The sequence below is a fragment of the Sediminibacterium sp. genome (assembly GCF_051861365.1).
GTDB lineage: Bacteria > Bacteroidota > Bacteroidia > Chitinophagales > Chitinophagaceae > Sediminibacterium.
The window spans coordinates 53,866-65,431 of sequence record NZ_JBHYCW010000020.1 but is presented as its reverse complement, the minus strand read 5'-3'; the positions used below and the strand labels follow the sequence as shown (position 1 = coordinate 65,431).

The window sequence follows — 11,566 nt, the reverse complement described above, 5'->3', positions numbered from 1 at the left end:
ACTAAAAATAACCAGAAAAAGGAGGCTTTAATGGCCTCCTTACTTTTTTTCTTCACTTTTTACCGGACAGCAATGGCCATGAGCTGCGAGCTTTTATAATTTGAATTTGAAGAATTAAATGGACTGTTCATACAAATAAAACATTGCTTCTAACTAGCGTAAGACGAAAACTTATTCGTTAGTTCTATCATTCATAAAATGAATAATAATACACTTACAATAATGATAACCCAAAGCTCATGGCTCGTAGCTCGCAGCTCACAGCTGATTTTACTATTTCCATACAATCCATAACCCCTTGTAGCCTGAAACTTGTAGCTTGCAGCCCAACACAGCCCAAACATTTAAGTACTTCAATTTGTAGTTCATCACAGTTATGAAAAGAAGAACATTTCTACAACAAAGCAGTTTGGCCATGATGGCTTTGGCAACCAACCGGCTGTATGCAGCGCCTGGCAACAAAACAAGATTTCGTTTTCAGTTATGGCGACATGCTACACTGTTTGTTGAAGTGAATAAAATCAACATCTTGGTAGATCCCATGCTGAGTGCAAAAGATGCCATGAATCCTATTCCAAATGCTGCCAACAGTTTGCGCATACCGATGGTGGATCTTCCTTTTAACGAAGTAGAACTCAAGAAAAAATTAGCAACCGTAAACGCCATCCTGCTCACACATGTACATGCCGATCATTGGGATGTAAAGGCAAGAGATTTGCTGAACAAAGAAATACCGATTATTTGTCAGCCTACAGATGTAGACAGATTAAAACAACAAGGATTCAAAGAAATCATTCCATTGAGTGAACACATGGAATGGAAGGGTATTGGCATTACCCGAACCGGCGGACAACATGGTACCGGAGAAATGGGAAAAAGAATGGGACTGGTTTCCGGATATGTGATTGCCCATAAAAAACAATCCTTGTATATCGCAGGAGATACGATTTGGTGCGAGGAAGTGAAAAGGGTGATAGACCGATATCAACCCGATCATATCATTGTGAATGGCGGCGGTGCTCGTTTTCTACAAGGCGATGCCATCACCATGACGGGAACAGATGTACTCGAAGTCAGCAAAGCCACAAAAGCCAATATCAGTGTGGTACATTTAGAAACCATCAATCATTGTCTGGAAAAAAGAAAAAATTTCCGAGAACTCATCCATCAAAACCGGTTGGAAAAACAAGTGATGATTCCGGATGATGGTAGTTGGAGCAGGGTTTGAAAATATTGAATGATGAATTTCGAATATTGAATGAAGAAGTGAAGGCGTTGATTTGATTCTCATTCTTCACACAATATCTCCTCTTACTCTTTTTTTCGCCAGACTTCAGTTATAGAAGAGATCTAATTGTATAAAGTTAAAACTTGCAGCTTGTGGCTTGTAGCTTGTAGCTTCCTTGTTCCCTGTTTCTTATTTCTTGTTTCTTCATTCCACAATTCTCAGCTTCGCATAATTCAACATAATCTTTTTCTCTCCATTCTGATCAAATACAATAGTGGCTACAGGATTGTGCGCAGAGCCTTCGATTTTCATCACTTTACCAAAACCGAATTTCTGGTGTTCTACTGTTTGTCCTTCTTGTAGTTGTGAAGTATCACTCGCTACAAAATTAGGTGATGGCGTATGTGCTACTACTTTGGCTGCGGGTGGTTGTACAGGTAAGTATTCGGGTTTTGCATTGGGTTTTCTTGCCGGGGGCGGACCATATTTTCTTTCTGCTGCAGCGGCACTGCCTCCACCAAAACCAAATCCACGCTGCATCCGTTCAAAAGCGCTGCCCATATCACTTCCGGCATGGTTGCGGGCGCCGCCGCCGGCATAGGTTTTATCGATATACTGTTCCGGCATTTCTTCGATGAATCGACTTGGCTCATTCTGTACCAGTTGTCCAAAACGATAACGCGCATTGGCATGGGTTAACCATAGTTTTTGTTTGGCACGTGTAACGGCTACATAGAACAATCTTCTTTCTTCTTCCAGTTCTTCCCGAGTATTGATGGCCATGCCACTGGGAAATAATGTTTCTTCCACACCACCTACAAACACACATTCAAATTCCAATCCTTTCGCCGCATGTATGGTCATGAGTTTTACTACATCGTTATCGCCTTTATCATCATCTGCATCGGTCAGTAAAGTGATCTGCTGTAAATAGGAGCCTAGTGATTTGTCACCCAATTCACCATCTTCATTGGATGGACTTTCTGTCCACTCTTTAATAGAGTTCAATAATTCCTGCACGTTTTCATAGCGTGCGAGTCCTTCGGTGGTTTTATCATTGAAAAGTTCTTTTACCAGATTGGTATGCTTACCCACTTGTACTGCTACATCATAAGCATTGGTACCGGTGAGCATGCTTTGGAAATAGCGAATCATGGTCACAAAATTCTGCAGTGCTTCCAGTGTACCCGCTTTGAAACCAAATTCACCTGCACGAGCAACCACTTCATACATGGAGATATTCTGCTCATTGGCTGCAATCACACATTTCTCAATGGTGGTTTTTCCAATACCTCGTACGGGATAATTGATGATGCGTTTCAATGCTTCTTCATCTCTGGTATTGGCGATCACGCGTAAATAAGCCAGAAAATCTTTGACTTCTTTTCGCTGATAGAAACTCACGCCTCCATAAATACGATAAGGAATACCCATTCTGCGCAAGCTTTCTTCAAAAGAACGGCTCTGCGCATTGGTACGATAAAGAATGGCAAAATCTTTATTGTAAAAATGATTGCGTAGTTTTTGTTCCTGGATACAATCTGCTACAAAACGACCTTCATCATTATCGGTCATGGTTCTCACCAGATTGATCTTATCACCTTCTTTATTTTCTGTCCAAAGATTTTTAGGGATTTGTCCTTTGTTGTTTTTGATCACTTCATTCGCCACATGAATGATGTTCTGACTGCTGCGATAGTTCTGTTCCAGCTTCACCACTTTCACGTCATCGTAATCTTTCTGAAACTGTAAAATATTTTCAATGGTAGCACCGCGGAAACTGTAAATACTTTGTGCATCATCGCCCACCACACAAATATTTTCATGTACCGCAGCCAACAGTTTGGTGATCTGGTATTGTACCGGATTGGTATCTTGGTACTCATCAATTAAAATGTATTTGAACTTATGTTGGTATTTGTGGAGTACTTCCGGAAAGTCTTTGAGCAGCTCATACATTTTCAACAATAGATCATCAAAATCCATGGCACCGTTTTTAAAGCAACGGCTGGCATAAGCGGCATAGATCTGTGCAATGGCAGGACGGTTGGCGCGCATGTCTTCCTGTTGAATATAATAATCAGTGGCATATTCAGCCGGACCCACCAATGCATTTTTTGCAGAAGAGATGCGGTTGCCGACAACATTGGGTTTGTAATGTTTATCGTCGAGGTTCAATTCATTCACCACGGTTTTGATCACGGAGCGACTATCATCGGTATCATAAATGGTAAAGCTGTTGGGATAACCGATGCGATGTGCTTCTGCGCGAAGGATACGAGCGAATACGCTGTGAAATGTGCCGATATACAAATTACGTGCTTCAGCGTTGCCGAGTATGCGTTCGATACGCTCTTTCATTTCGGCAGCGGCTTTGTTGGTAAAAGTGAGGGCAAGGATATTAAATGCATCCACGCCATTATTCATGAGGTGAGCGATGCGGGTGGTGAGTACTTTGGTTTTTCCACTACCGGCGCCGGCAACAATCATGAGCGGACCATTGAGATGTGTCACTGCCTCGCGCTGGGGTTCATTCAATCCATTCAGGTAATCTTGCATGGGCGCAAGTTAATCAGTTGAGGGGGTATGTGGTGAGGGCGTTGATAAGTTCTATGATAGAAAAAATCAGACGATCGACAGTTTTCTAATACGCTTTGTACCTACTTTTTTTTGTTGCGAAATTTCTAAAGAATAGTGCTGATCTGTTTCAGGAGTTGTGGAAAGCAATTGTTGAGCCATCTTTTTTGAAACTACATACAAGATCATGTCTCTTACTTTTTTGGAACAGTTGGGTAGACTTTGTACAGATGTATGGCCGGGAGTCAACATAAGAGAATATTTAGTCGATAAAAATAATCAAAAAAGCGATTGGCGTATAATCATATGCCAACTTTTTTATCGATTCACTTGACCTTGTCGGCGCATGGATAAGGATCAATTAAAAATTGCATTTGGCGCACACTTGACTAAGCTAAGGAAGGAGCGAGAGTTGAGTATTCATCAGTTAGCACATGTATGTGACCTGGAGTACAGCCATGTTCAGCGCATCGAAAAAGGAAAAGTAAATATTGCACTCACTACTTTAGCTTCGCTCGCACAAGGATTAAATATGAGTCTGGAAGAACTATTCTCCGACTTCAACGCTCCGCAATAAATGCTTTACGAAACAGTATGACTGTTTTTTATTTTCTAAATGCATTTGTTTTGAAAAACCGCAAAAAAATCCGTAGAAATACTGCAACCCGATTTCTTTGATTGATACATATTGCACCCTACCCAAGTTTTTACATCAATTATCATTCATGGAGAAAACGAGGATCAAGATCATGATTGCTGATGATCATATCATTTTCAGAAAAGGACTAAAGAAAATACTCGAAACAGTGCCCCATGTCAATGTCATTGGAGAAGCAGAAAATGGACTGGATCTATTATCCGGAGTGGGTCGTCTACAGCCCGATGTTATCATTACCGACGTGTCTATGCCCATCATGGATGGCGTAATGGCTACAAAAGAATTATCCAAACGACACAGTAGTCCGAGGATCATTGCATTATCAGTTTTTGGACAAGAGAGTCATATCATGGAAATGTTGGAAGCCGGTGCCATTGGTTATGTGATGAAGAGTGCCGGACGAAAAGAGATTGTGGAAGCCATTGAATCTGTTTACGGACATCGTCCCTATTTCTGTACAGAAAGCAGTCGACAAATCACAGACCTGATCGAAAAATACCAATCGGGTTATCGCAATCACCTGGTGGTATTTACAGAAAGAGAGAAAGACATCATTCAATTGATTTGTAAAGGTTGCACCAGTAAAGAAGTAGCAGGTCATCTTTTCATCAGCCAAAGAACCGTTGAAGGTCACCGCACCCGCATCATGCAAAAAATGCGCGTCAAAAGCATCGCCGGATTGGTGGCCTATGCATGTGAGAAGGGGTTGTATAAGGGGGAGTGAGGGAGCTGTGAGCTGCGAGCCATGAGCCATGAGCTTTGGACTAATTGTTTAGTATAACTTAGAATATTCTTAAGTAATTAATAATTAGTTAGTTACGCTTCTTTTTAACATTAAGCTCATGGCTCACAGCTCATAGCTCGTAGCTTCTTGTAATTTCCCCTCCACATCTGCAACTAACTTCTCACATAGTTGTACTACTTAGAAAACCGGTCATTTGAGCGAGGCGCAATTTTTAGAGGCGGTCAAGAATAGCCAGGGCATTATTTACAAGCTCGTGGGACTCTATGCCAATGATGCAGAGGAGCGGAAAGACCTGTATCAGGAAGTGTTGTTACAGGCCTGGCGTTCATGGTCGAGTTTCAGGGGCGATGCTAAATTCAGCACTTGGCTGTACCGTATTTCACTGAACACCATTTTAACACAAAAGAGAAAGTCGTCGCGCATCGATTATATGGAATCTTTGGAAGCAGTGGATCGTGCTTCTTCTGAGCAAACACAGAAAAGAGAAGAGGTAGAACGATTGCGAAAAGCCATCCGAACACTTCCGGAAACAGACCGTGCATTGATATCCATGCACCTAGATGGTTATGAAAATCCTGAGATAGCAGAAGTATTGGGTATTACCGTAAATCATGTTGCGGTAAAACTGCATCGTTGCAAACAACAATTAGCCAACTTATTAAAGCAATGATCATGAGTATAGAAAAAACATGGCGAGATATTGACGAACAATCCGATGAAGCATTGCTGTCTTTGTTACAACCAAAGGCATTGAATAAGCTGCAGTCTAAAAATCCATTGAGTACCATTCGTAAAAATTTGCTGCGCAATGGTATCATGGGTATCATCATTGCTTGTTTCTATATTTTTATTCTGATCTTCTTCCCCTACTGGCAAATACAAATATGTATTGCTGCAGTTTTGATTTTTACGGTGTGGGCTACCGCGGGCGCTTTTCGATTGCGTAAAGCCATTGATGGTAATGTGGAAACACTTTCATTACTTGAAGAAATGCAACGGCATTATACCAATATCCAACAATGGATCACTTCACAAAAATGGGCGGGACTCATTATTTATCCCGTAAGTGCTGCCGGTGGTTTTATGTTGGGGGGTGTTGCCGGTGCCCAAAAATCTGTCGATGAAATCATGTCCAAACCCATTATGATCTGGGCATTATTGATTTGCATAGCAGTATTAACTCCGGCAGGTTATTATTTAGCCAAATGGTTAAGCCATAAAGCTTTTGGTCAGCACCTGAAACTACTCAAGCAAAACATTGACGATCTCAAAGAAAAAAACTAGTCCTGTAATTTTCATCATCCCGTTGCAACTAATCAATAAAACACAATGATGGAAGCTTCCGCCAATACCAAACCGGTTACCGGTAAATTTGAGAAAATAGCCTACGGTGTTTTCGTGCTGGCAGGAATATATTTTCTCTTCACGAAAGATTACAGCAACGCCGTTGTCTTCTGGGGACTAGCCCCCGTCTTTGAACCCTTCAACGCAAAAATTCCCTTCGGCAAAAGACCGCTCTACCAAAGAATATGGCTCATTACACATGTAGTGATTACGTTGATTGGGTTTGTGTTGTTGATAGCAAGATAAGCTTTGAGCTACGAGCCTCGAGCTACGAGCTTGGTATACGAGTGGCTTACAAACATTTGTTTTTTTACAAAAAACAAAAAGCTCGCGGCTCGTAGCTCATAGCTCGCAGCTCTCTTGGGTTACCATTTCCCACTTTTTGTATTAAGGGCAAGCAAACAACCGAATATGATTCAGAAAACCATCTACAAAACAAAAGACTACTCAAAAGTAAAATTTACCCTCGCAATAGAAGATAAAGAAAGCGCTGCAATTCTGGGCTTGAATGGAGATTGGAAAAATCCGATTCCCATGAAAAAGAAAAAAGACGGCAGCTTCACCGCAGAAGTACAATTACCTAAGTCTACCCAACACGAATTCCGCTACCTGCTCAACGAAACAGAATGGATCAACGAACCCGAAGCAGACGGAGAAATTGTGAATGGTTATGGGACGAGTAATAGTGTGTTGAGTTTGTAGCTACGAGCTTTGAGCTGCTAGCTACTAGCCGCTAGCTTCTAGTATTTTTTAAGGGCTCAAGTTATTCTCTTATATTTTCTAGCAGCTAGCGGCTAGCAGCTAGTAGCTCAAAGTGGGTCGAATCAATTTTCCTTGTAGCTTGCAGCTCGAAGCTCAGAGCTCGCAGCCGATAGCACCATGCCCATTATTACCCAAAATATCGATCTCGTTGCACAAAGCTTATTAGATAACGAAGTGGCTGCCATTCCTACTGAAACGGTGTACGGACTGGCGGGTAATATCTTCAGCGAAAAAGCCATCAGGCGTATTTATGAAGTAAAGCAAAGACCGCTATTTAATCCGTTGATTGTTCATATTGCGGATGTCAGTCAAATGGAAAAAGTAGCTGCAACGATTCCTGCTCTTGCACAGCAATTGGCTGAAAAATTCTGGCCGGGCCCACTCACACTTTTATTGCCTAAAAAAGATACCATTCCGGATATCATTACCGCAGGAAAAGATACCGTTGCCATTCGTGTTCCGAATCATCCTGTAACCTTATCACTACTGCAACAACTTCCTTTTCCGCTTGCAGCACCAAGTGCTAATCCGTTCAGCAGTATCAGTCCAACAACCGCTGAACATGTTGCTGCATATTTCAAAGATGAATTTCCGTTTATCCTGCAAGGTGGCCCTTGTAAAAAAGGAATTGAGTCTACCATCATTGGTTTCAATGAAGACGGTGCCATCATTTACCGTTATGGTTCTTTGGCGATTGAAGAGATTGAAAAAATAACCGGACCATTGCAAGAATATATTCGCAATGAAGAAAATCCGGATGCCCCCGGTATGTTATTGCGTCATTATGCTCCTGCTACCACCACCATTCTGAGCAGCGACATTGAAAAGAGTATCGCTGAAAATACCGGTAAAAAAATTGGGTTGATGTTGTTTGATCATGCGCATACAAGTGATCAGGCTGCTGTTATTGAAACCTTATCTGTAAGTGGATCGATGGAAGAAGCTGCATCCAATTTATATGCAGCCATGCATCGATTGGATCATCACCAACTAGATATCATCATCGCAGAACGTTTTCCTGATAAGGGTTTAGGAAGATCGATCAATGATCGTTTACAAAGAGCCACACATTCATAATACGGTTCCGTTTTCATCATTACCTTTGACGCATTCACAATCAGTTCATCGTGCAGCAGGAAACGGTTCACCCGCATATATTATTACAAGTTGACAATATCAGTAAGATTGAAGCCAATCAACTCATACTTCATCCCACCAGCTTTCAATTACCTGCACTACAAAAACTAGCCATTGTAGGAGAAACAGGATCAGGGAAGAGTACTTTGCTTAAAATCATTGCGGGACATATTGCCCCCGATAGCGGTAAAGTATATTTCAATCGGGAAAGAGTTTGGAGTCCGCCTGTTACTTTGCTACCCGGACATCCCGGCATCGCTTATTTATCTCAGCATTATGAACTGCGGAATAATTATAAAGTGCATGAATTATTGAGTTATCGAAATGAATTGTCACCGGAATCCGCTGCACAATTGTATAAGGTTTGTCAGGTAGATCATTTACTGCAAAGAAAAAATGATGAACTCTCGGGGGGCGAACGGCAAAGAATTGCTTTGGCTAAATTATTAGTGGGTTTACCTCAGTTATTGTTATTGGATGAACCTTTCTCCAATTTAGATATCCCTCACAAACAGATCATCAATACTGTTATACATGCCATCAGTCAACAATTAAAAACAACTTGCATATTGGTATCACATGACCCTGTTGATACCTTGAGTTGGGCAGATCGCATTTTAGTATTGAAAAATGGACAACTGATTCAACAGGGCACAGCACAAGAAATCTACTATCATCCCGTCAACGCTTATGTTGCCGGACTCTTTGGTGCCTATACATTATTAGAAGATCCTTTCAAAGCTTATTGGAATATCGATAATACCTCTTCTACTATTTGTATACGACCGGAGCAGCTGATCATTACAGATGATCATACAAATGCTATGGATTGTGTGGTAGAAAAAGTATTATTCTGTGGTTCTTATTGGTCTGTAACAGCCAAACATGGCGACTACACTATTGTAATACATACACAAGAAAATATTCCCGAGCCGGGTTCATTGATTTGGGTTCGGTTAAAAAACCCCGGCAGCTTTTAGCTTACCCCATAACTCATTATCAAAACTACTGAGCGCCAATTGTGATTGTCCGGCCGATTCACCCATGCGTATCACCACCAATCCTTGTGAGGGCACTACATATATTTTTTGATCGTCTTTCCCTAAAGCAGCATACAAATCTGAAGGTGCATTCGGTACAAGGTTTCCGTTAAAACTAAACTGAAGTGTTGGTAACATGTAATTACTCTTACCATTGAGCCATGTTAAATATCCGTACGATGGATTGATGGTTTGAGAACTATTGATTTGTGCAGCTAAATAATTCGTATCACTAAGAATCGGTGTACCATTCCATTTTCCTTTTGCCAATAACAACAATCCAAAACGGGCCATGCTTCTGGCATTGCTGAAATACACATTGTTATAGCCTAACTTGATCCAAAGTCCATTCATACCAATCCGATCCCGAATTTTTTGTTGGAAGTATTGGTTGTAGGAAAGTCCACTCGCTTTTTCAATCACTTGATCCAATAAAGTATAAGGCGCATTATGGTATGCCCAACGTTGACCTGCATCTGCTTTATACTGCAAACAAACTGGTGTAGTGCAATGATTATCTGTAACAGCATCATCCAAACCCGTGGTCATACTCAACTGGTGCTTGATGGTGATCAAATTTTCTTTCGCAAGTGGTAAGGAAGTCCATCCGGTACCTAAATACTGAGAAGTCTTGTTATTGATATTGAGTAGGCCTTGTTCTTGTGCAATACCCACCAATAAGGCGGTCATGGTTTTTCCTGCAGAAGCCCATTGCCAGTTACTATCTGCGGTAAAGGTTCCAAAATATTGTTCAGCAACGATCTTACCATTTTTAAGTATGATGAATGCTTTGGTATTTTTTTGTTGTAGATACGTATATGCATCATTCAAAGCGGTTGTATTCCAGTTGAGAGAAGTGGGTGTTATTGTTTCCCAAGAACTCACAGATGGAAAATACAAGCTACTATTATTGGGTGTTGTTATATCAGTGGGTGTTTCTTTTGAACATCCACTTAGGACTAAGAAAAGTATCCAGATATAATGATGCTTCATTCGCTTAAATATATATTGTTCAGACCTAAGAACGTGAAAGGGGTTTAATCTGCTGCCTTTAACGGTCTTAAAAATTTACTTTTTGGTCAAAGAGTCGAAAAAATTTTCCCTTTTCTAAAAAAAATTTTCAAAACCGGCTTACGTCTGTTTGTTGAATCATCAATGTAATAACTCGACAAAAGAATCCACGAAACAATGATTTTTTGATATGCGTTGAAACCCTTGTGCGGCAAGGGTCTGAACCAATTTAAAAAAATTCTTGTTTAATCTAATCCGTTCAACGGTTAAACAAATTTTTTTCACCAAAACTTCTATTATGCCACAAAACCTGCTCAATGCAACGGTCATTGCAAGTGACAATTATGTTGCATTCACTTTTTTCATCGGTACAATGGCCATGATGGCCGCATCGGTATTTTTCTTTTTTGAATTGAACAATACGGATAAAAAATGGCGAACGTCATTGTTGGTATCCGGTTTAATTACATTTATTGCGGCAGTGCATTATTACTATATGCGCGGCTACAATCTGGAAACCGGAGAATCACCTACCTTCTTTCGTTATGTAGACTGGATTCTTACAGTACCTCTGATGTGTGTTGAGTTTTACCTGATCACTAAAAAAGTGGGTGCTACACAAGGATTGTTATGGAAACTCATTTTTGCATCACTGGTTATGTTGGTTACCGGTTATATTGGCGAAGCCATTTATGGTACGGAAACTCAAAGCTGGGTATGGGGTGCCATTAGTGGTATTGCTTACTTCTACATTGTTTACTTGATCTGGTTTGGAGATGTAGCTAAACTAGCCGGTAGTGCTGGTCCTGCTGTTGCAAAAGCCAATAAAGTATTGGCTTGGTTTGTATTGGTAGGTTGGGCTATTTACCCATTAGGCTACATACTGGGTACCCAAGGTGGTTTATTTGGTATGCAATTAGTAACCGATCCAAAAGCTGCGCAAGCTTCTATGGATATCGTTTACAATATTGCGGATGCCATCAACAAGATCGGATTTGGTCTTGTGATCTATGCACTCAGCAGAAGCGAAGAAAAAGCTTAATCGATACATTGATCAACGGGTT

Annotated in this window: 12 protein-coding genes and 1 pseudogene; 11 read left to right on the top strand and 2 right to left on the bottom strand. The window is 40.9% G+C overall.

Annotation, left to right across the window (positions count from 1 at the left end; genetic code table 11):
- Window positions 1-376 precede the first annotated feature (376 nt).
- Complete coding sequence (locus tag ACTIEV_RS10480; protein WP_322195775.1) at window positions 377-1,228, top strand: MBL fold metallo-hydrolase; 852 nt, start codon at window positions 377-379, stop codon at window positions 1,226-1,228.
- Between the two features lie 204 nt (window positions 1,229-1,432).
- Here the strand turns inward: ACTIEV_RS10480 and ACTIEV_RS10475 are convergent, their stop codons facing one another.
- Window positions 1,433-3,787, bottom strand: coding sequence for an ATP-dependent helicase (locus ACTIEV_RS10475; RefSeq protein ID WP_178888661.1), 2,355 nt, complete (start codon window positions 3,785-3,787; stop codon window positions 1,433-1,435).
- A gap of 364 nt (window positions 3,788-4,151) precedes the next feature.
- On the opposite strand from ACTIEV_RS10475, the gene ACTIEV_RS10470 reads away from it, so the two are divergent.
- The 9 genes and pseudogenes from ACTIEV_RS10470 (at window position 4,152) to ACTIEV_RS10430 (ending at window position 9,431) form a co-directional block, all read left to right on the top strand.
- Complete coding sequence (locus ACTIEV_RS10470) at window positions 4,152-4,382, top strand: helix-turn-helix domain-containing protein (RefSeq protein WP_178888659.1); 231 nt, start codon at window positions 4,152-4,154, stop codon at window positions 4,380-4,382.
- A 148-nt stretch (window positions 4,383-4,530) separates the two neighbouring features.
- Window positions 4,531-5,187: a response regulator transcription factor gene (locus ACTIEV_RS10465; protein ID WP_322195777.1), complete on the top strand. Its 657-nt coding sequence runs from the start codon at window positions 4,531-4,533 to the stop codon at window positions 5,185-5,187.
- A gap of 214 nt (window positions 5,188-5,401) precedes the next feature.
- The gene (locus tag ACTIEV_RS10460; protein WP_178888657.1) at window positions 5,402-5,878 is read left to right on the top strand and encodes an RNA polymerase sigma factor; all 477 of its coding nucleotides are present in this window, start codon (window positions 5,402-5,404) and stop codon (window positions 5,876-5,878) included.
- A 2-nt stretch (window positions 5,879-5,880) separates the two neighbouring features.
- Window positions 5,881-6,492, top strand: coding sequence for a hypothetical protein (locus tag ACTIEV_RS10455; protein WP_322195778.1), 612 nt, complete (start codon window positions 5,881-5,883; stop codon window positions 6,490-6,492).
- A gap of 45 nt (window positions 6,493-6,537) precedes the next feature.
- A complete protein-coding gene (locus ACTIEV_RS10450; protein ID WP_322195779.1) occupies window positions 6,538-6,798 on the top strand; it encodes a hypothetical protein in 261 nt (86 codons plus the stop codon).
- A 165-nt stretch (window positions 6,799-6,963) separates the two neighbouring features.
- The gene (locus tag ACTIEV_RS10445) at window positions 6,964-7,254 is read left to right on the top strand and encodes an isoamylase early set domain-containing protein (protein ID WP_178888654.1); all 291 of its coding nucleotides are present in this window, start codon (window positions 6,964-6,966) and stop codon (window positions 7,252-7,254) included.
- Window positions 7,255-7,431: 177 nt separating this feature from the next.
- Window positions 7,432-8,391 (top strand): L-threonylcarbamoyladenylate synthase, encoded by a 960-nt coding sequence (locus ACTIEV_RS10440; RefSeq protein WP_322195780.1) that lies wholly within the window; start codon window positions 7,432-7,434, stop codon window positions 8,389-8,391.
- Between the two features lie 50 nt (window positions 8,392-8,441).
- Window positions 8,442-8,951: pseudogene (locus ACTIEV_RS10435) on the top strand (ATP-binding cassette domain-containing protein); the annotation flags it as partial.
- Window positions 8,925-9,431, top strand: coding sequence for a TOBE domain-containing protein (locus tag ACTIEV_RS10430; RefSeq protein ID WP_439516435.1), 507 nt, complete (start codon window positions 8,925-8,927; stop codon window positions 9,429-9,431). The pseudogene ACTIEV_RS10435 and the gene ACTIEV_RS10430, both read left to right, overlap by 27 nt.
- Here ACTIEV_RS10430 and ACTIEV_RS10425 read toward each other — a convergent pair.
- On the bottom strand, window positions 9,408-10,484 hold the full coding sequence (locus tag ACTIEV_RS10425; protein WP_322195782.1) for a serine hydrolase domain-containing protein: 1,077 nt from the start codon (window positions 10,482-10,484) through the stop codon (window positions 9,408-9,410). The two genes, ACTIEV_RS10430 and ACTIEV_RS10425, sit on opposite strands and share 24 nt — an antisense overlap.
- 316 nt (window positions 10,485-10,800) lie before the next feature.
- On the opposite strand from ACTIEV_RS10425, the gene ACTIEV_RS10420 reads away from it, so the two are divergent.
- A complete protein-coding gene (locus ACTIEV_RS10420; RefSeq protein WP_322195783.1) occupies window positions 10,801-11,544 on the top strand; it encodes a bacteriorhodopsin-like in 744 nt (247 codons plus the stop codon).
- Window positions 11,545-11,566 lie beyond the last annotated feature (22 nt).